The 20,093-nt window shown below is 67.3% G+C and carries 18 protein-coding genes; 8 read left to right on the top strand and 10 right to left on the bottom strand.

The genetic code is table 11. The features are described from left to right. Window positions 1-4: 4 nt before the first annotated feature. Both ACIA49_RS41500 and ACIA49_RS41495 read right to left on the bottom strand, forming a co-directional pair. Window positions 5-301 (bottom strand): metal-sensitive transcriptional regulator, encoded by a 297-nt coding sequence (locus ACIA49_RS41500; protein WP_396383871.1) that lies wholly within the window; start codon window positions 299-301, stop codon window positions 5-7. Between the two features lie 115 nt (window positions 302-416). Continuing rightward, complete coding sequence (locus ACIA49_RS41495; protein WP_396383870.1) at window positions 417-887, bottom strand: DUF1348 family protein; 471 nt, start codon at window positions 885-887, stop codon at window positions 417-419. Window positions 888-1,034: 147 nt separating this feature from the next. On the opposite strand from ACIA49_RS41495, the gene ACIA49_RS41490 reads away from it, so the two are divergent. Both ACIA49_RS41490 and ACIA49_RS41485 read left to right on the top strand, forming a co-directional pair. After that, entirely contained in the window at window positions 1,035-1,958 is a 924-nt protein-coding gene (locus tag ACIA49_RS41490; RefSeq protein ID WP_396383869.1) for an ATP-binding cassette domain-containing protein, read from the top strand. Beyond that, complete coding sequence (locus tag ACIA49_RS41485; protein WP_396383868.1) at window positions 1,955-2,935, top strand: ABC transporter permease subunit; 981 nt, start codon at window positions 1,955-1,957, stop codon at window positions 2,933-2,935. The genes ACIA49_RS41490 and ACIA49_RS41485 overlap by 4 nt, the downstream gene beginning before the upstream one ends. Window positions 2,936-3,103: 168 nt before the next feature. Here ACIA49_RS41485 and ACIA49_RS41480 read toward each other — a convergent pair whose 3' ends face one another. The 3 genes from ACIA49_RS41480 to ACIA49_RS41470 all read right to left on the bottom strand — a co-directional run bounded on the left by ACIA49_RS41480 (window position 3,104) and on the right by ACIA49_RS41470 (window position 5,992). Beyond that, entirely contained in the window at window positions 3,104-4,039 is a 936-nt protein-coding gene (locus ACIA49_RS41480; RefSeq protein ID WP_396383867.1) for a nucleotidyl transferase AbiEii/AbiGii toxin family protein, read from the bottom strand. After that, entirely contained in the window at window positions 3,972-4,793 is an 822-nt protein-coding gene (locus ACIA49_RS41475) for a type IV toxin-antitoxin system AbiEi family antitoxin domain-containing protein (protein ID WP_396383866.1), read from the bottom strand. Before ACIA49_RS41475 ends, ACIA49_RS41480 begins: the two co-directional genes overlap by 68 nt. A gap of 119 nt (window positions 4,794-4,912) precedes the next feature. Then, window positions 4,913-5,992, bottom strand: a complete 1,080-nt coding sequence (locus tag ACIA49_RS41470) for an ABC transporter ATP-binding protein (protein ID WP_391542196.1) — start codon at window positions 5,990-5,992, stop codon at window positions 4,913-4,915. 223 nt (window positions 5,993-6,215) lie between these two features. On the opposite strand from ACIA49_RS41470, the gene ACIA49_RS41465 reads away from it, so the two are divergent. Beyond that, window positions 6,216-7,235, top strand: coding sequence for a LacI family DNA-binding transcriptional regulator (locus ACIA49_RS41465; RefSeq protein ID WP_396383865.1), 1,020 nt, complete (start codon window positions 6,216-6,218; stop codon window positions 7,233-7,235). Here ACIA49_RS41465 and ACIA49_RS41460 read toward each other — a convergent pair. The 4 genes from ACIA49_RS41460 to soxR form a co-directional block, all read right to left on the bottom strand. Continuing rightward, window positions 7,232-7,654, bottom strand: a complete 423-nt coding sequence (locus ACIA49_RS41460) for a hypothetical protein (RefSeq protein ID WP_396383864.1) — start codon at window positions 7,652-7,654, stop codon at window positions 7,232-7,234. The genes ACIA49_RS41465 and ACIA49_RS41460 overlap by 4 nt on opposite strands. A gap of 94 nt (window positions 7,655-7,748) precedes the next feature. After that, window positions 7,749-8,267, bottom strand: a complete 519-nt coding sequence (locus ACIA49_RS41455) for a hypothetical protein (protein ID WP_396383863.1) — start codon at window positions 8,265-8,267, stop codon at window positions 7,749-7,751. Window positions 8,268-8,387: 120 nt separating this feature from the next. Next, on the bottom strand, window positions 8,388-9,062 hold the full coding sequence (gene snpA / locus ACIA49_RS41450) for a snapalysin (RefSeq protein ID WP_396383862.1): 675 nt from the start codon (window positions 9,060-9,062) through the stop codon (window positions 8,388-8,390). 177 nt (window positions 9,063-9,239) lie between these two features. Beyond that, window positions 9,240-9,713 (bottom strand): redox-sensitive transcriptional activator SoxR, encoded by a 474-nt coding sequence (gene soxR / locus ACIA49_RS41445; RefSeq protein ID WP_396383861.1) that lies wholly within the window; start codon window positions 9,711-9,713, stop codon window positions 9,240-9,242. 348 nt (window positions 9,714-10,061) lie between these two features. On the opposite strand from soxR, the gene ACIA49_RS41440 reads away from it, so the two are divergent. Continuing rightward, on the top strand, window positions 10,062-12,287 hold the full coding sequence (locus ACIA49_RS41440) for a DEAD/DEAH box helicase (protein WP_396383860.1): 2,226 nt from the start codon (window positions 10,062-10,064) through the stop codon (window positions 12,285-12,287). Window positions 12,288-12,336: 49 nt separating this feature from the next. Here the strand turns inward: ACIA49_RS41440 and ACIA49_RS41435 are convergent, their stop codons facing one another. Beyond that, complete coding sequence (locus tag ACIA49_RS41435) at window positions 12,337-13,425, bottom strand: aminotransferase class V-fold PLP-dependent enzyme (RefSeq protein ID WP_396383859.1); 1,089 nt, start codon at window positions 13,423-13,425, stop codon at window positions 12,337-12,339. Between the two features lie 126 nt (window positions 13,426-13,551). Here ACIA49_RS41435 and ACIA49_RS41430 point away from each other — a divergent pair, with 126 nt between their 5' ends. From ACIA49_RS41430 to ACIA49_RS41415, 4 genes are read left to right on the top strand one after another with little or no spacing between them, the layout of a single operon-like run. Then, entirely contained in the window at window positions 13,552-16,713 is a 3,162-nt protein-coding gene (locus tag ACIA49_RS41430) for a penicillin acylase family protein (RefSeq protein WP_396383858.1), read from the top strand. Between the two features lie 15 nt (window positions 16,714-16,728). Beyond that, a complete protein-coding gene (locus ACIA49_RS41425; protein ID WP_396383857.1) occupies window positions 16,729-17,328 on the top strand; it encodes a YbjQ family protein in 600 nt (199 codons plus the stop codon). Next, window positions 17,312-18,676 carry a GH1 family beta-glucosidase gene (locus ACIA49_RS41420; protein WP_396383856.1) on the top strand — a complete coding sequence of 455 codons (1,365 nt, stop codon included), beginning with the start codon at window positions 17,312-17,314 and terminating at the stop codon, window positions 18,674-18,676. The genes ACIA49_RS41425 and ACIA49_RS41420 overlap by 17 nt, the downstream gene beginning before the upstream one ends. Next, window positions 18,673-19,965: an MFS transporter gene (locus ACIA49_RS41415; RefSeq protein WP_396383855.1), complete on the top strand. Its 1,293-nt coding sequence runs from the start codon at window positions 18,673-18,675 to the stop codon at window positions 19,963-19,965. The genes ACIA49_RS41420 and ACIA49_RS41415 overlap by 4 nt, the downstream gene beginning before the upstream one ends. The last annotated feature ends 128 nt before the right edge of the window (window positions 19,966-20,093 follow it).

Genomic DNA, 20,093 nt, shown 5'->3' with positions numbered 1-20,093 from the left:
AGGATCAGCTTCGAACCAGGCGGGCGATCGCGTCGGAGGCCTCGCGGACCTTCTCCTCGGCCTCCGCGCCGCCCTTCTGCGCGGCCTCGACCACGCAGTGGGACAGGTGCTCGTCGAGCAGTTCGAGCGAGAACGACTGCAGCGCCTTCGTGGCCGCCGACACCTGGGTCAGGATGTCGATGCAGTACTTGTCCTCCTCGACCATCCGCTGCAGACCGCGGATCTGGCCCTCGATCCGGCGCAGCCGCTTCAGGTGGCTGGACTTCTCCGAGGTGTATCCGTGGACGTGCTCGTCGGTCATGGCGGTGGCCCTTCTCTCGTACTGCTACCCCTATGGGGTATGTCGACAGGCAAAAAAGTACCCCCTAGAGGTATCCGGCGCAAGTCCGCGAACGATACCTAGAGGGGGTATTGGGTCACAGCCCCAGATCGGTCAGTCCAGGGTGATCGTCCGGACGCGGTCCGGGAGCGTCCCAGCGGAACAGTCGGTCGGACTCGGAGATCAGCTGGTCGTTGATGCTGGCCCGGCGGACCCGCATCAGCCCGTTCTCGTCGAACTCCCAGTTCTCGTTGCCGTGCGAGCGGTACCACTGCCCGTCGGCGTCGTGGCACTCGTAGACGAACCGGACCGCGATCCGGTCGTCGGTGAACGCCCACAGTTCCTTGATCAGCCGGTAGTCCAGCTCACGCGCCCATTTCTGGGTGAGGAAGGCAACGACCTCCTCGCGGCCGTGCACGAACGTGTCCCGATTCCGCCAATGCGTATCCGGCGTGTAGGCGAGCGAGACCGCCTCGGGGTTCTGGTTGTTCCAGGCGTTCTCCGCGGCACGAACCTTCTGTACGGCGGTCTCCGCGGTGAACGGCGGCAGTGGAGGTCGGGGGTTCACGGGGCTCCTCAAGGTGTCGACTGTATCCATTCAATCTTGCATCAAATGACCCGTGACGGCGAGGAATCAACCAAACACCCGTGAGTGGAGTCTCTCTCTGCAAGGATGTTCGTCCCCTGGCCCAGGGGACGACGTGAGAGGGGTGGCATGCCTGACCTGGCGATCAGTACGCGCGGTCTGCGCAAGACGTACCGGACCCGGCGCGGCCGGACCGTAGTGGCGGTGCAGGGACTCGATCTGGATGTTCCGGTCGGAGGTGTGCACGGCTTCCTCGGTCCCAACGGTTCGGGGAAGACGACCTCGATCCGGATGCTGCTCGGGCTGATCCGCGCCGACGCCGGCACCATGACGGTCTTCGACCGGCCGGTACCGGCGAGGCTGCCGGAGGTGGTCGGCCGGGTCGGTGCGATCGTCGAGTCGCCGAAGTTCTTCCCGGCGTTCACCGGCCGCAAGAACCTCGAACTGCTCGCCGCGGCGATCGGAGCCCCGAAGCAGCGGGTCGGCGAGGTGCTCGAGCAGACGTCGCTGGCCGAGCGTGGCAAGGATCGCTTCAAGGGCTACTCGCTCGGTATGAAGCAGCGACTCGCGATCGCCGCCACCCTGCTCAAGGACCCTGACCTGCTGATCTTCGACGAGCCGACCAACGGCCTCGACCCGGCCGGTATCCGGGAGATCCGCGAGACCATGCGCGGGCTCGGCGACCGGGGCAAGACGGTCCTGGTCAGCAGCCACATCCTGGCCGAGGTCGAGCAGGTCGCCGACACCGTCTCGATCATCGGCCACGGCCGGTTGCTCGCCTCCGGCACGGTCGCCGAAGTGATCGGTGGCGGTACGACGACCACGGTGAAGGTCGGTGTGGACGACCGCGAAGCGGCGACCCGGGTCCTCACCGCGGCCGGACTCGCCGTACGGGCCGATGGCAACTATCTGCTCGTGGACGGGGTCGAACACCCCGCGGAGCTGACCAAGCGGCTGGCCGATCAGCAGTTGTACGTGAACGAACTGGTCCCGATCCGGGCCGACCTGGAGTCGGTGTTCCTGGAGCTGACCGCAGGGGAGGGGCTGGCGTGATCCGCCTGACCGGAGTGGAACTACGCCGGCTGACGGCGCGCCGGATCACGCTGATCGGGGTGGCCGGCGTCGTACTGATCACGGCGTTCCTGCTGTTCGTCACCTGGAAGGAGTCGCGGCCGCTCTCGGCGGCCGAGCAGCACCAGTCCCAACTGCAGTTCGAGAGTGCGCACAAGGACTGGGTCGCGCATCATGTCCAGAACGAGGCCGACTGCCGCGAGAGCTGGGACCCGAACGCCAACCCCGGCGCGAACGTCGACGAGGTCTGCGCGTACCCCGAACCCAAGGCATCGGACTTCGGCAAGCCCCAAGCGGTCTTCGCCCAGCTGATCCCGAACCTGTTGCAGGGCGCGTCGTACTTCCTGCTCTTCGCCGCGTTCCTGATCGGTGCCAGCTTCGTCGCGGCCGAGTTCAGTTCAGGGGCCATCGGCAACTGGCTGACCTTCGAACCACGCCGGATGCGCGTCTACGGCAGCAAGATCGCCGCCGCCGGCCTCTGGTTCGTCCCACTCGGCGTGGTGATCACCGCCGCGGTGACCCTCGGCACCTACGTGGTCGCCGCCCAGCTCGGCTCAACCGCGGGCACCGACTGGAGCCACATCATCGGTACGGCGGTCCGCGTCGTCGTCACCACCGCGATGGGCGCAGTACTCGGCGCGGTCGTCGGCCTGGTCCTCCGCCACACCGCCGCCGCGATCGGCCTCGTGATGGGCTACATCGTCCTGGTGGAAGGCGTCTTCGGTAGCTTCCTCCAGAGCGCCCAACCCTGGCTGCTCGGCAAGAACTTCGACGCCTTCGTCCTCCACGGCACCACCTACTTCGTCACCAAGTGCACCACCCAACCCGACGGCAACTACATCTGCGACGACCTGGAGAAGACCCTCACCTTCGAACACGGCGCCTGGTACCTAGGCATCCTCACCCTCGTCTTCATCACCCTCGGCGCCCTCGTCTTCCAACGCCGAGACGTCAACTAACCGGCACCGTGCACGGGCGGCAACCGCGATCCGTGTCGAGGTGGTTGAACCCACCCGTGCACGGTGTCCGTGCAGAGGTGGTCGCGCCCACCCGTGCATGCTTTGCCCGGGGATCGTTGTCCGGCCGAAGCCCCGCGCGCGTTGGTGTGGCACCGCGCCGATAACGCCCTAGCTCCAGGACCGACCGCCGGGATCCCAACAGCCGCTGCTTCGGTGACCACCAAGAACGTCATCCAAACAGGCCCCACAGAACGTGAGCGCCGCGTCCAGGTTCCACAACTCTCGCGGATACTCCGCGTAGCCCGCGGCGGCCCGAGGAAACGCCGACACCCACTCGGCGCCCGGCGGCTGGAACCTCGTAGGTAGCACCATGCGACGCCGCCCCGCCTCTCGCTGGAGGACAATGGCGAGGCGACCCGCATCGAACGAGATCGCCTTGATGATCCGCACCACGTCAGCAAGATCGCGATACCTCGTCGATGCCACCGAGCCGTCCTGGCCATGCCGCTCGTACAGCGCACAGATCTTGTCGGCAAGGTGGTTCTCGATCGGTGTCGTCGGCACCGAGGGCAGTCGTTGCAGTGTCTCGTGCTCGATGATCGGTCTCAGCGGAACGTTGTCTACCGCGCCGTCAGGATGCCTCCGGGTCGTGAGGTCGATGCTGAACCTCTCGAACTCCTGACCCGCCAGCATCGCTCGAGCCTTCACCTTGCCTGTTTCTGTGCCATAACCAAACGGATCAGCCTCTCGATGCAGCTCCACCGAGAACAGGTCGAACCCGAACGGATCATCGCGGTACGGCCGACCGGACAGCGTGCGAAGTTCATCCACTGCATCGTCCAGGTTCGGCCACGGGGTATGCCGGGCCAGGTCGACGTCCTGGGTGAACCGGCCGCCACCTGTCCGGATGAGCAGCGCGTTGCCACCCAACAGGATCCATCCTGCGTCGGCGTCCTGAAAGATGCGGCTCAGGAAGATCGTGAAGATGTACTGCTTGCGGACCAGATCGGCGGCGATCCCTCGCTTGCGGGCCTCATTAGCCAGCTTCGTCCCCAGGGACTTCCTGAATCGGGCCGCTTCCAGTTGAGTCATCGGGAGCGCCATCTTCTGCATCCTTGTTCGGTCGGCCGGCGGCATCTGAAGCTTCGTCGTCTCTCTGCATGGCCAGAGGCTTCGTATCGGGGAGGGTCGAGAGGAGCAGCAGCTCCAGAAGTTCTGGCGGCGGCTGGTAGCCAGATGCCTTGAGTGCCGCACCGAGCACGGCGCTCGTGTTCGCAGACCCGGACCGCGCAGGCGTCGGCGCGAGAGCCCGAGCGAGGCCGACGGACACCGGGTCACTCATGCTCACAGCATCACGAACAGCGACAGCCAGATGGTCCAGGTCGGTGCCACCGGCAGCTAGATCCCTGAGGGTGCGGGCAACGGTCGTCACGGGCAGTCCATTGACCCAGGTGACGTCCTCGTCCGGCAGGTCACGCTTGCGGTAGCGGGTGTCCGCCTGGGTCGTCTGCCGACGTACCGCAGTGCTGAACTCGTACTTCGAAGGCAATAGGTCACCGAGCCCATGAACAGCCGCCGCGGATTCGCCAGACACTACCGCCAATGGCTGCTGGCCCGACGGTCGACTACCAGTCGCGAGCCAGGCGGCACGTAAACCCAGTAGAGGCCCCGTGTCAGCTGACGGAAGTGCGTAGATGCCGTGACGCACCCGCTGTAGCGTGCCGCGCTCAGCAAGACGTGACAGTTGCATCTTCGACACGCCAGCTTGGTCGGCTTGGCTGGTGGTTACTAAGCCCCACTGGCCCGAGCCAACAAGCTCCAACGACTCCAACGCATCCAACGACTGCACGGCACTCACCCCCTCAAGACTTCTATAGTAACGCCCTGGACGTTACTATAGAAGTGGTCAATATCTGTGAGTGGATACAAAAAGGCCCCGGAGCGGGAAGCTCCGGGGCCCTTCGGTGTGGCTGTGGGTCAGGCGGTGAGGCGCTCTTCGGTGGAGGACGAGAAGAGGTGCAGCTTGTCGGTCTGGGCTTCGAGGTGGATCAGGGAGCCCTTCTCGACGTTCATGCGGGCGCCGATCTTGGCGACGATCTGCTGGTGGTTGCCGTCGTGCTCGGCGGTGCCGTAGAGGAAGGCGTCGGCGCCGAGCTCCTCGATGACGGCGACCTTCACCGGCAGGCCGTTGTCGGAGACCTTGAAGGCCTCCGGACGGACGCCGATCGAAACGGTCTTGTCGCTACCGGCCTTGGCCAGGATGTCGCGCGCGACCGGGATCGTGTAGTCGCCCAGCTTGACGCCACCCTCGACCAGGTCGCCCTTGAGCAGGTTCATCGCGGGGGAGCCGATGAAGCCGGCCACGAACAGGTTCTTCGGGTTGTCGTACAGGTTCAGCGGGGTGTCGACCTGCTGGAGCAGGCCGTCCTTCAGTACGGCGACGCGGTCGCCCATCGTCATGGCCTCGACCTGGTCGTGCGTGACGTACACGGTCGTGACCCCGAGGCGCTGCTGCAGCTCGGCGATCTGGGTACGGGTCTGGACGCGGAGCTTGGCGTCGAGGTTCGACAGCGGCTCGTCCATCAGGAAGACCTGCGGGTTACGCACGATCGCGCGGCCCATGGCGACGCGCTGACGCTGACCACCGGACAGGGCCTTCGGCTTGCGGTCCAGGTACTCCTCGAGGCCCAGCAGCTTGGCGGCCTCCAGGACGCGCTTGGCGCGGTCCTCCTTGGAGACACCCTGCATCTTCAGCGCGAAGCCCATGTTGTCCGCGACCGACATGTGCGGGTACAGGGCGTAGTTCTGGAACACCATCGCGATGTCGCGCTCTTTCGGCGGCCGGTGCGTGACGTCGCGGTCGCCGATGTAGATCGAGCCCTCGTTGACCTCTTCGAGGCCGGCCAGCATCCGCAGGGAGGTGGACTTGCCACATCCGGACGGGCCGACGAGAACCATGAACTCGCCGTCCTCGATCTCGAGGTTGAGCTTGTCGACGGCGGGGGTGTCACCACCGGGGTAGATCCGGGTGGCGGCCTTGAAAGACACAGTAGCCATGACTGGGTACATCCCTTCACCGGCAGGAACGTGCCGGACGATCCGAGTAAAGGCCCCCGGGCGGGGGTGCGCTCATCCTCGCCCGGCTGGCTCCTCCTGACAAGGGATGCGGGGTGTGACGTGTCCATTCTGTTCACCCACCGGACACTCACGCGCAGTCTCAGCCTGCAATTTCTTGCAACTTCTTGCTGCAATGTCAGGGGCCGGTCTGTATCGTGCCCGCGTGAGCAGTAGAGCGAGGCTCGCGGATATCGCGGCCAAGGCGGGGGTCAGTGAGGCGACGGTCTCTCGGGTACTGAACGGCAAGCCGGGGGTTGCGGAGGACACGAAACAGTCGGTACTGACGGCACTCGACGTCCTGGGTTTCGAGCGTCCGACCCGGTTGCGGCGCCGCTCGGCGGGCCTGATCGGGCTGGTGATGCCGGAGCTGATCAACCCGATCTTCCCGGCGTTCGCCCAGGTGATCGAGTCCGCGCTGTCGCAGCGCGGCTTCACGCCGGTCCTGTGCACGCAGTCTCCCTCCGGCGCGACGGAGGAGGAGTACGTCGAGATGCTGCTCGAGCGCGGTGTCTCCGGGATCATCTTCGTGTCCGGTCTGCACGCCGACACCGGCGCCGACCACGAGCGCTACCAGTCGCTGGTCGAGCGGCACCTGCCGGTGGTCTTCGTGAACGGCTGGCTGCCGGAGGTCCAGGCGCCCTTCGTCTCCTCCGACGACAACGCCGCGATGGAGCTCGCCGTCTCCCATTTGGTTGCCCTCGGCCACCGTCGGATCGGCTTCGCCTCCGGTCCGGAGCGGTTCATCGTCGTCCAGCGCAAGCTGGCCGGCTACCGCACGTCGATGAAGGCGCAGCTCGGCGTCACCGACGAGGACCTCGACCCGTTCGTCTCGTTGAGCATGTTCGGCGTCGAAGGCGGCCAGGCGGCCGCCCAACCGCTCCTGGACGCCGGCGCCAGCGCCATCGTCTGCGGCTCCGACATGATGGCGCTCGGCGTCATCCGCGCGGCCCGTCAACGCGGCCTCACGGTTCCGGCCGACCTGTCGGTGGTCGGGTACGACGACGCCCCGATGATGGAGTTCACCGATCCGCCGATGACCACGATCCGACAACCGGTCCAGTCGATGGCGCTGGCCGCCGTACAGTCGCTGCTCGAAGAGGTTCGAGGTCACGCGACTCCCAAAACGGAGTTCCTCTTCCGCCCCGAGCTGGTCGTCCGCAACACCACCGGACCGGCGCGCTAGTAGCCGTAGGCCTTGCAGGCGTTGGCTTTGAAGTCCGTCAACGTCCAGACCCGGTTCGGTGGTTCCGGCGCGTTCTCGTCCTCCGGCCAGTCGGTAGGAGGAGCGACCAGTTCGCCCGGCCTCAGCTTCGTCAGCTCCGCCTGGCTGAAGACCAGCCAGTCCGTCGTCCAACTGGAGTCCGACGTCCAGCCGTGGAGCGTGTAGCGCTCTTTCGGGTCGCGCGGCTTGAGCGGGCCGTTCCGCGTCCAGCCGTTCCGACTGTCTTTCAGGCTGAACTGCGAAAATCCCGAGACCGCCGGATCGGCGGTCCAGCGGCCGATGAGCTCGTCCGGCCCAGCTCGTCCTGCCGCCGGCCGGAAAAGCTCGGCACCGTCGATATGGCCCTTGCACATCTGCACGACGGCAGTCCCGTCAGACATCATCCCGAACACGCCGCCTCCGGGCACACCACAGCTCGTCAGTGTGCCTATCCCCAGGCTCACCGCGAGCGAGGTCCCCACCCAGCGACGCATATCAGTTGTAGACCTGGCAGGCATTGGCCTTGAAGTCCGCCAAGGTCCAGACGCGGTTCGGTACCTCGACGTCTTCTTCCGGTACGTCGGTCGGCAGGCTGACCAACTCGCCGGGCCTCAGCTTCGCCAGTTCGTCCTGGCTGAAGTCGAGACTGGCAGCCGACCACTTGTTGTCGTAGGACCAGCCGTAGATCGTGTAGCGCTTCTTCGGATCGCGTGGCTTCAGCCGGCCGCTCGGCGTCCAGCCGTTCCCGCCTTTCGCCAGGCTGAACTGCGAGAACCCGGAGGCGGCCGGATCTGCGACCCACTTGCCGATCATCTCGTCGTGCGGCTCCTCGCCCTCAGGGACGTGCGGGTCCGGCAGATACAGGGTGGCCCCGTCGATCTGCCCCTCACACATCTGTACGACGGCAGTCCCGTCGGCGAGCATTCCGAACACCCCACCCGCCGGCACACCACAACTCGTCAGCGTCCCCACCCCGAGGGTCACTGCGAGAAAAATCCCCACCCAGCTACGCATTTCGTCAGCGTACGGCGCTGGCGTGGCTGGGTGGGGCTCGTTGCCACTTCGTGCAACAAAAGACTCTCCGGCTCGACCTACCCCCTGCCGGGAAGGTCGAGCCGGAGAGACGGGAGTGGGTCAGCGAGCGGTGTGGAAGGCGGCGGTGGAGGTGCCGGTCTTGCCATTGGCCCACAGCGAGTTGACCTGGGACCGCTCGTTGGCGTCCGGGTTGGGGTTGGTGCAGGACGGGCCGGGGCCACCGCCGGACATCAGCTCGGAGCACGGACCGGAGTAGTGGTCCGGCAGGCCGAGGACATGGCCGGTCTCGTGGGCGACGATCCTGGTCTTGTCGTACTGCTGGGCCTGGGCGTAGTCGATGAAGACGTAGCCGCTGCCGTGGCCGTCGGTGGAGGCGTACGAACCGCGGGAGTCGTTGCCCTCGGTGTAGTAGAAGTCGTAGTTGCTGCCCTCGACGAGCTGGACGTTGCTCACCGACGAGTTCCAGATCTGGGTGCTGGAACTGATCTGGCCGGCGAAGGTCGGGGCGTCGACGGCGTAGGTGACGGTGACGGAGTCGAGCTTCTGGCCGGCCGCCTTGGCCTTGGCCTGCTTGGCGCGGACGGACTTCATGACCGCGTCGTAGAACGCCTTGGTGGCGGCCTCGTCCTGCGGCGAACCGATGTAGGAGGCCCGCGAGGCCTCGGTCGACACGTTCGCGGGGGCGGCGGCGGGGGCTGCGGCGGCAAGGGCCGGTACGGCGAGTGCGGCGGCGGCAAGTCCCGCGAAAGCGGACAGGATACGGCGATGCGACATGGGAGGGCCTCACTCCGGATCAGTGGCGGAAAGCGACCAGTGGGCTACGGATCGCTACAAATCGGAGCCTGCCCTGCCCACTCTTTTTCCGCACCTGTTCGGGAAATACTCGGGGGTTAACCCGCGAAACCCACTCCCGGTCATATGTCATCCATAACCGCGCAGCTATGACCTCGGCTACTCGCCCGGGATGCCGACGTTGAGGATGCGGGCGCCGGGGCCGCGCTCGGCGAGGCGGTCGGACTTGTTGTAGAGGTTGCAGCGCTGGAGGCTGAGGCAGCCGCACCCGATGCAACCGTCCAGGTCGTCGCGGAGGCGCTCGAGCTCGGTGATGCGCTCGTCGAGCCGGCTGCGCCAGCCCTTCGACAACCGGCTCCAGTCCGACCGGGTCGGGGTGCGGTCGTCAGGGAGGGAGTCGAGTGCCTCACGGATCTCGACCAGTGCCAGGCCGACCCGCTGGGCCGCCTGCACGAAGGCGATCCGCCGTAGCGTGCTGCGCTGGTACTGCCGCTGGTTGCCTGCCGTCCGCCGGGAGTCGATCAGGCCCTGGTCCTCGTAGAACCGCAAGGCCGATGCCGCTACCCCGGACCGATGAGCAATCTCCCCGATGGACAACCAGTGGTCCTTGCTCGGGACGTTCTCCTCCGCCATACCGCCACCCTAGAACCGCACTCCAAGAACTCAAGCTCACTTGAAGTACGGTGAGAGCCCAGTTGCGTTACTGGTCTGGTGATCGGTCTCATGGTCAGGGGTGCGGCCGGATTCCTGTACACTTGTCAGGTGTCGGTGCGCGAGTCGCGTCACCAGAGTACTTTCCAGGCGCTCCGACCCGTCGGTTTCAGCACCCGCTGAAATGTCCGGCGCCGAGGGTGCAACGCGATAGCACCCGCAGGTCGATGCCTATCTCCTGCCTGTTGGTTCAGTCCGGTCAGCAAAATGCTGCCCGGCACTGCGTGCGGGCCACTCGGGGTGTCGTCCGCGATTTTCGAGAGAGAGATTGTGACTCAGCACCACCCTGACGACGCGGGTTCGAAGAAGCCGCGGCACAAGAAGTTCCAGAACCAGTCGTTCGGCGAGCGGATGGGTGACACCCCTTCGACCGCGCCGGTAGCACGTGACGACCGCCCCGAGCGTCGTGGCGGACCCTCGCAGTACTCCGACCGTGGGCAGCGCGACGCCTCCCGCGGCGACGACCGTCGCCCGCCGGCGAAGGGTTACCGCTCCGACCGGAGTACGGCGCCCCGCCGCGACGACCGTCCGTCGTACCAGCGCCGTGATGACCGGCCTGCCTATCAGCAGCGTGACGACCGGCCTGCGTACCAGCAGCGGGACGAGCGTCCGTCGTACCAGAAGCGCGACGACCGCCCCGCCTACCAGCAGCGCGACGAGCGCCCGTCGTACCAGCGTCGGGACGACAAGCCGTCGTACCAGCGTCGTGACGACCGGCCTGCGTACCAGCAGCGCGATGAGCGTCCGTCGTACCAGAAGCGTGATGACCGGCCGTCCTACCCGCAGCGCGACGACCGCGCCCGCGGTGGCGACCGTCCGTCGTACCAGAAGCGTGACGACAAGCCGTCGTACCAGCGTCGTGACGACCGCCCTGCCTACCAGCAGCGCGACGAGCGTCCGTCGTACCAGAAGCGTGATGACCGGCCGTCCTACCCGCAGCGCGACGACCGCGCCCGCGGCGGGGACCGCCCGCAGTACCAGCAGCGCGACGATCGTTCGTCGTACCAGCGCCGGGACGACAAGCCGTCGTACCAGCAGCGTGACGAGCGCCCCTCGTTCCAGCAGCGCCGTGAGGACAAGCCCTACGTGAATCGTGAACGCCCCGCCTATCAGGACAACCGTAGCCAGGACAACGCTCCGGAGGACCTGGGCACCGTTGCCGAGGACAACAAGTTCGCCGCGCTCGGTCTCGCGCCGCGGCTCGTCCAGCGGCTGGCCCGCGACGGCATCACCGCGCCGTTCCCGATCCAGGAAGCGACCATCCCGGACGCCCTGGCCGGTCGCGACGTGCTCGGCCGTGGCCAGACCGGTTCCGGCAAGACGCTGGGCTTCGGTCTGCCGACCCTGATGCGGCTGGCCGGTGGCCACACCGAGTCGCGTCGTCCGCGCGGCATGATCCTGGTCCCGACGCGTGAGCTCGCGATGCAGGTGCACGACGCGCTCGAGCCGCTCGCCCACGTGATGGGTGTGACGCTCAAGCTGATCGCGGGTGGGCTGCCCTACCCGAAGCAGATCGAGTCGCTGCGTCGCGGCGTCGACCTGCTGATCGCCACCCCCGGCCGGCTGATCGACCTGTGTGAGCAGGGCGCTGCCGACCTCGGTGCGGTGGAGGTCGCGGTCCTCGACGAGGCCGACCACATGTGCGACATGGGCTTCATGCCCGCCGTCACCACGTTGCTCGACATGACGCCGGCCACCGGCCAGCGGCTGCTGTTCTCGGCGACGCTGGACAACGACGTCGACAAGATCGTCAAGACCTACCTGAAGGACCCGGTGCAGCACTCGACCGAGTCCGGCCAGGCCTCGGTCAGCACGATGGAGCACCACCTGCTCGTCATCGAGCCGGGCCACAAGCAGTCGCTGACGGCCGAGCTGGCCAGCCGCGACGGCCGCACCATCGTCTTCGTCCGTACCAAGCTGGGCGCCGACCGCGTCGCCACCCAGCTGCGCGACCGTGGCGTGATGGCCGCGGCGCTGCACGGTGGCCTGACCCAGGGCGCGCGTAACCGCACCCTGGACCAGTTCAAGGACGGTTCGGTTCCGGTGCTCGTGGCAACGGATGTCGCCGCGCGCGGTATCCACGTCGACGACGTCGGCCTGGTCGTCCAGGCTGACCCGCCGGCCGAGCACAAGGACTACCTGCACCGCGCCGGCCGCACGGCCCGCGCCGGTGGCAAGGGTGCGGTTGTCACCCTGCTCCTGCCGCACCAGCGTCGGGGCATGATCCGGATGGCCGAGACCGCGGGTGTCGAGGCCGAGCCGGTCCGCGCCCGTCCGGGCGACGAGCTGGTCACCGAGCTGACCGGCGGCAAGACGCCGTCCGGCTACCCGGTCCGTCTCCCGGCCCCGAAGCCGCAGCGCGGCAGCGGTGGTGGCGGTCGTCGCTTCGGCGGCGGCAGCAGCGGCCCGCGCCGTGGCAACAGCGGTCCGCGTCGCGACAGCAGCGGCCCCCGTCGGGACAGCAGCAGCGGCCCGCGCAAGTCGTACCAGCACTGACGTCAGAGCGAAGAGCCCCGATCTCCTGCGAAGGAGGTCGGGGCTCTTGCTATGTCAGCAAGGACCAAAGCCTCGCCAGGATCGTTGCCACCTCGTCCTTGTCGAGTGGGACGAGCTCGAGGATCAGCTGGTCGTCGGCCAGCCGGTCGGTCATCACGTAGATGGACGGGCTGCCGGCTTCGAGTTCGGTGGCGACCCGATGGGCGTCAGGCACGGTCAGCGCGACACGAGAAACCGGCAGACCAGTCGGATCCGGTACGACGTCCGCCGTCACGCCAGGGATTCGCGCTGCCGCCTCGGCGAAGGCGGTCACCTTCGACAGCTCGTCGGCCTCCCACTTCATCCGGTCGCGCGCCTGCCACTCCTCGAGGGCGGCGATCACGCCGATGATCGCTTCCTTGGTCGGCTTCATGCCGCGCCCGATGCCCTTCTCCTGGGCGCGAACCGCCTGAACCAACGGCCACGTCCCGGCGATCAGGCCGGCCGTGGGTGAAGCGAGATACTTCTGTCCGCTCACCAGCACCAGGTCCGCTCCGGTGGCGATCAGATCGGCCACCCGCGGGAACTGTGCAGCCCCGTCGATGATGGCCGGTACGCCGCGACGGTGCGCGGCGCGGACGGCCGCCACCAGGTCGATCGGGGGACCGTCGGTCAGCCGCGACGATACGAGGACCAGGCAACAAACGTCTGGTCCGTCAAGCTCGGCCTCCAGATCTTCAATGCTGCAACGGTTTTCGGCGCCCGCGAGGTCGACCTGGGCGCCGGCCAGCCGGATGCCCTGCAGGTTGGAGTGGCCGTAGTCGACCACGTGACAGGCCGGCAGTACCACCCGGTTGTGCATGTCCGTTGCGTCCGGCAACGAAGCGATCCGGCGCGGGTCGATACCGGTCATGGTGGCCGCGACGGCCAGCGTGAGTCCGGCCGCGGTGCAGTGCGCGACGGCGCCGGCCTGGGCGCCGGTCACCTGGGCGATCGTCTCGCTCGCCCGGTCACCGAGTTCGGCCATCACGAAGAACTCGGGTAGTGCCTGTGCGACGGCGTCCGCCACCCCGTCGGAGCTCCGCGACACCCCTAGCGGCGTGTACGTGCCCCTGGCGTTGATCACCGCACTCAGCCGATATCGGTCATGAATGCTCATGGTGATCGACACAGTAGTGGTCACTGTCCGTGCTTGAACAGTGGATGACCCCACCCTATTCTCCGAAGTCTTGACCCGAAGCTACTAGTGAGTCATTCTCATTTTCTTCGACCAAGGGAGGATTCCGTGCCCCGCCCCGCAGTCAGGACCCGCACCCTTCGGACCGCGATCGCAGTCGCGGCGACCACCGCCGTACTGGCCGCTCTGCCCGTGCCGACGACCCAAGCCGTCCCGCAGGCAGCGCCCGCCGCAGCGCCGGTGGACTATTGCGCCAACCAGTGCCGCGACATCCTGCCGCCCGGACAGAACGGCAACGCGACGTTCACGGATCTCCTTGGTTTCAAGGCGTTCGGGATCCGGCCGCCGCACTTCAGCGACACCGTGAAGCCCTACCAGGACCTCGTCTGGAACTCCCAGGGCATCCAGGACGACGGCCTCGCGCCGTACTTCGACGACGCCTCGTTCGGCGTGAAGCCCGATGATGTCGCGAGCACGATCCAGCCGCGCGCGGACGTCACGATCGTCCGCGACAAGTCGCGCGGGATCCCGCACATCACCGGCACCACCCGGCTCGGCACGATGTTCGGCGCCGGCTTCGCCGGGGCACAGGACCGCTTGTTCGTGATGGACGTGTTCCGGCACCTCGGCCGCGGCCAGCTGACGCCGTTCGCCGGTGGCGCGGCGTCCAACCGCGCGTTCGAGCAGGAGTTCTGGCGGACCGCGCCGTACACGGAGGCCGACCTGCAGCGTCAGTTCGACGACGCCGACGAGCTGTACGGCGCCGAAGGCGTGAAGATGCAGCAGGACATCCAGGCCTGGGTCGACGGCGTGAACCACTACATCAACACGGTCGGCATCGCGTACCCCGGTGAATACGTGGCGCTCGGTCTGCAGTGGCCGACGAGTCCGTGGAAGGTGACCGACGTGGTCGCCACCGCGGCCGTGGTGGCCGGCATCTTCGGTACCGGCGGCGGCTCGGAGGTCACCTCCGCCCTTGCCCTGCTGGAAGCCCAGGCCAAGTACGGCGTTGCCCAGGGCACCAAGGTCTGGGAGTCCTTCCGCTCGCAGAACGACCCCGAAGCCAGTACGACGGTGCACAACGGCACGTCCTTCCCGTACGGCACGACCGGTCCCAACCCGGCCGGCCGCGCGATGCCCGACCGTGGTTCGATCACCCCGGAACCCGAGGTGATCAACCAGACCGTCAACAAGACGGCGGCACCCAAGGCGGCACCGAAGGGCTCCGAGAGTCTCAAGGGCATCTTCAACGGTGGCGTCTTCCCCGAGGGCTACGGCAAGAAGGCGATGTCGAACGCGCTGCTGGTCTCCGGCGCGCACACCGAGAGCGGCAATCCGGTCGCTGTCTACGGTCCGCAGACCGGCTACTTCGCTCCGCAGCTGCTGATGCGGCAAGAGCTTCAAGGCCCCGGCGTCAGCACCCGCGGCATCGCGTTCTCCGGCCTGAACTTCTACACGCTGATCGGCCGCGGACCGGACTACTCCTGGAGCGCGACGTCGGCCGGTCAGGACATCACCGACACCTTCGCGGTCCCGCTCTGCGAGCCGAACGGCGGTATGCCGACCAAGAACTCGTCGTACTACGTCTTCCGCGGTGAGTGCACTCCGATCGAACGGCTCGAGCGCAACAACGCGTGGTACTCCAGCCTCGGCTCGTCCGAACCGGCCGGCTCGTACACGTTGGTTGCCCTCCGTACCAAGTTCGGCATCGTCACGCATCGCGGCACGGTCGGCGGTAAGCCGGTGCTGTTCACCAAGAACCGGTCGACGTACGGCAACGACGCGGGCTCGGCGCTCGGGTTCATGCAGTTCAACGACCCGGAGAAGATGAAGTCCGCGGCCGACTTCCAGAAGGCCGCCACCACCATCGGCTACACCTTCAACTGGTTCTACACCGACAAGAACTCGATCGCGTACTTCAACTCCGGCGACAACCCGGTCCGCGCGGCCGGGGCCGACCCGAACCTGCCGACCTGGAGCACGTACGAGTGGAAGGGCTGGAACTCGGCCACCAACCGGGCGACGTACACGCCGCCGGCCGAGCATCCGCAGGTCGTCAATCAGGACTACCTGACCAGCTGGAACAACAAGCAGGCGCCCGGCTTCTCCGCCGCGGACGGCCAGTGGGGCTACAACGGGATCTACCGCAACCAGCCACTCGACGACCGGATCAAGGCGGTCATCAACGGCGATGGGAAGTTCACCCGTGGCGAGCTGGTGGAGGCGATGGAGAGTGCGGCCACGGTCGACCTGCGCGCCGACTACGTGCTGCCGTACCTGCTCCGCGTGCTGAAGAGCGCGCCGATCACCGACCCGGCCGTTGCGGACGCGGTCGCCAAGCTGACCGCCTGGCAGCAGTCCGGCAGTCATCGCAAGACGCCGAACGCGTCCTCGAAGACCTATGACAACGCCGAGGCGATCCGGATCCTCGACGCGTGGTGGCCGATCCTCGTCCCCGCGCAGTTCAAGGACCTCGGCCCCGACCTGTACGGCGCTCTGGTCGCGAACCTGAAGATCGACGAGCGGCCGAGTGCACAGGGCTCCTCGTTCCAGAGCGGCTGGTGGGGCTTCGTCCAGCGCGACCTCCGCAAGGTGCTCGGCGACCCGGTCAAGGCTGCCCAGCCGGTCACGTACTGCGGGAGTGGGGCGCTGGCGGCGTGTCGCTCGGTGCTCACCGACTCCTTGCTGGCGGCCACCAAGGTGCCCGCGACGACGACGTACCCGGCGACCGCGGACTGTGCGGCCGGTGACCAGTTCTGTGCCGACCAGATCGTGCACCAGCCGATGGGTGGTATCACCCAGGACCGGATCGCGTGGGTCAACCGGCCGACGTACCAGCAGGTGGTCGAGTTCCCGGCGCACCGGGGTGACGACGTGAGCAACGTTGCCCAGGGCAAGACGGCGACGGCGAGCAGCCACGAGACCGGCCTGTTCAACTCGCCGCCGCAGAACGCGGTCGACGGCAACCCGAGTACGCGGTGGGCCAGCGACTGGTCGGATCCGCAGTGGTTGCAGGTCGACCTCGGCAGCGCCCAGCAGGTCGGCCGGGTGGTGCTGAACTGGGAGGCGGCGTACGCGAAGGGCTACCGCGTCGAGGTGTCGACGGACGGCTCCACCTGGAAGCAGGTGTATGCGACGACGACCGGAAATGGTGGTGAGGATGTGGTCAGATTCCCCGCTACCCAGGCGCGCTATGTGAAGGTCACCGGCACTCAGCGGGCGACGTCGTACGGATATTCGCTGTATGAAGCCCAGGTGTTTCGGCAGTGATGTCAGGATGAGTGCATGACGCAGAACTATCCCCCGAACCCGAACCAGCCCCCTCCTGGATATGCACAGCCGCCGCAGCAGGGATACCAGCAGGGGCCGCCCCCTGGCTACCAGCCCCCGCCGCCCGGGTATCAGCAGGGGCCGCCGCAGGGCTACGGCCAGCCGGGTCCGGGGTACGCACCAGCGCCGCCGGCACCGCAGAACGCGCCGCGCGTCGTACCGCAGGGATCGCCGTACCCGGTGCTGGTCTCGACCATGAACGACCTGCCCGGGTACGTCGCGGACACCGTCTTCGGTGAGGTCTTCGGCCTGACCGTGCGGAGCCGCGACTTCGGGTCGAACTTCACCGCCAGCTTCCGGTCGCTCGGTGGCGGCGAGGTGCCGGAGTACACCCAGATGCTGGCCGAGTCGCGGCACGTCGCCGTGATGCGGATGTGCCAGATGGCGCAGCAGATGGGTGCCAACGCGATCCTCGCGATGCGGTTCGACTGCAACGAGATCGCGCAGACGATGAGCGAGGTCGCGGCCTACGGCACCGCGGTGATCGTGCACAAGGTCGAGCCGCCGCGCCCGGTCGACACCACCCCCGACGAGGATGATGCGAGTGCCAGCTGAGCTGAACTTCCCGCCCGGATTCCGCTGGGGTGTCTCCACCTCGGCGTACCAGATCGAAGGTGCCGTGGCCGAGGGTGGCCGCGGTCCTTCGACCTGGGACACGTTCTGCGCCGAGCCCGGCAAGATACTGAACGGCGAGACCGGGGCGGTCGCGTGCGACCACTACCACCGGTACGCCGAGGATGTCGCGCTGATGCGTGAGCTCGGGGTCGACACCTACCGGTTCTCGTTCTCCTGGTCGCGGATCCAGCCGGACGGGACCGGGCCGGGGAACGCGGCCGGCCTGGACTTCTACGACCGGCTGATCGACACGCTGCTCGGAGCCGGTATCCAGCCGGCGCCGACGCTGTTCCACTGGGACACCCCGCAGCCGCTCGAGGACGCGGGCGGTTGGCTGACCCGCGACATCACCGACCGGTTCGCCGACTATGCGTCGGTGCTGGCCGGGCATTTCGCGGACCGGGTGCCGATGTGGATCACGATCAACGAGCCGATGGTGCTCACGCTGCTGGGCTACTCGCTCGGTGCGCATGCCCCGGGCAAGGAGTTGATGTTCGACGCGTTGCCGGTCGCGCATCATCAACTGCTCGCGCACGGTCGCGCCGTACAGGCTCTGCGGGCGGGTGGTGCGGTCAACATCGGCATCGCCAGCAACCACGCGCCGACCTGGCCGGCCAGCGACAGCGCCGAGGATGTCGAGGCCGCCGAGCTCTACGACAACCTGATCAACCGGCTGTTCGCTGACCCCGTCCTGCTCGGGAAGTATCCGGCCGGGTACGAGGCCGCGATGCCGGGTCCGGTCGAGGACGATTTGAAGGTCATCTCGACCCCGCTCGACTGGTTCGGGATCAACCACTACGCACCGGTGACGGTCGGTGCGGCGACCGGTCAGGGCGACACGGCCGCGACCGACGGGATCCCGCTGCCGCCGGGGCTGCCGTTCGAGCCGCGAGCGACCGAGGGGTACGAGCGGACCGACTTCGGCTGGCCGATCGTGCCGGACGCGTTCGGCGAGGTCCTGCGCAGCTTCAAGGACCGGTACGGCGATCGCCTACCCCCGATCTACATCACCGAGAACGGGTGCGCGATCAACGACGTACCGGTCGACGGGGTGGTGGACGATCAGCGTCGGATCGCTTACCTGGATGGGTATCTGCGGTCGTTGCGGTCGGCAATCGATGACGGCGTGGACGTGCGCGGGTACTTCCAGTGGTCGTTGCTGGACAACTTCGAGTGGGCGGCCGGGTACTCGCAGCGGTTCGGGCTCGTGCACGTCGACTTCGAGACCCTCGAGCGGACGCCCAAGGCGTCGTACCACTGGTATCGCGACGTGATCGCCAAGAAGTGACGACCGAGCCCACGGCGCGGGTCCGGCCCGCCTGGACCGCCGCCGTGGCGCTCGCGAACGTCGGGGTATTCGCGGCGTGGTTCGGGCCGATCCAGGTGCTGCTGGCCAAACAGTCCGAAGCGGTTGCTCCTGGCAACAAGGAGTTTGTCTTCGGGCTGGTCACCGGGATCGGTGCGGCGGTCTCGGTGGTCGCGGCGCCGATCTTCGGTGCGGTCTCGGACCGGACCACCTCGCGGTTCGGCCGCCGGATGCCCTGGACACTCGGAGGTGCACTCGGCGCCGCCGCGGGTCTGTTGGTTCTGTCCGGCGCACAAGGTGTCGCGCTCATGCTCGTGGGCTGGTGTCTCGTGCAGTTGTTCGGCAACGCCGTACTGGCTGCTCAGACCGCGACGGTCCCGGATCGAGTGCCGGTCTCCCAACGCGGCGTCGTCGGCGGCTGGGTCGCAGTCGCTCAGGTCCCAGGCGCGCTGGTCGGCACCGCGCTCGCGACGATCGCCGGTGGCATCACCCTCGGGTACGTCGCTTGTGCCGTCTTCATGGTGCTGTCCGTGGTGCCGTACGTGGTGCGTGCCCATGACGCGCCGCTGTCCGTGCAACCGCCGCCGTTCGTACTGCGGGAGTTCCTGCGCGGCTTCTGGATCAGCCCGCGTCGTTACCCGGACTTCGGCTGGGCCTGGCTGACGCGGTTCCTGTTCAACGTGGGGAACTCGATCGGCCTGCTGTACCTGTTCTACTACCTGCAGGACGAGGTCGGCGTTCCTGACGCGGCGACCGCCGTACTGATCCTGACCGCGATCTACAGCGTCTGCACGCTGACCACCGCGATCGCCTTCGGCAGTTGGTCCGACCGCACCGGCCGCCGCAAGATCTTCGTGATCTCCTCAGGCCTGGTGATGGCCGCCGCCGGCGTAGTCCTCGCCTCCTGGCCGACCTGGCCGGGCGCGATCACCGGCGCGATCGTCCTCGGCATCGGCTTCGGCGTCTACCTCTCCGTCGACTTCGCCCTCATCACCGAGGTCCTCCCCAACGCCCGCGACCGCGCCAAGGACCTCGGCGTCATCAACATCGCCAACTCCTTCCCCCAGGTCCTCGCCCCCGTCATCGCCGCCCCCATCGTCAAACACCTCGGCGTCATCAACATCGCCAACTCCTTCCCCCAGGTCCTGGCCCCCGTCATCGCCGCCCCCATCGTCAAACACCTCGGCGGCTACCCCGTCCTCTACCTCCTCTCCGCAACCATCACAGCCCTAGCCGGCGTACTGGTCAGCAAAGTCCGCTCAGTCCCCTAACCAACCTTGAGCACCGCCCAGCCATCCATCGGCCCTTGGCCTCATCCGGTTGTTGCACATGATCTGGTGTGATGACTGGAGGTAGTGATGCCGGGGAAACGGTTGGACGTGCGGGAGCGTGAGGTGAT

The sequence above is a fragment of the Kribbella sp. NPDC051587 genome (genome assembly GCF_044453945.1).
Lineage (GTDB): Bacteria > Actinomycetota > Actinomycetes > Propionibacteriales > Kribbellaceae > Kribbella.
The sequence above is the reverse complement of the archived record's forward strand: the minus strand, read 5'-3'. Positions and strand labels throughout refer to the sequence as shown.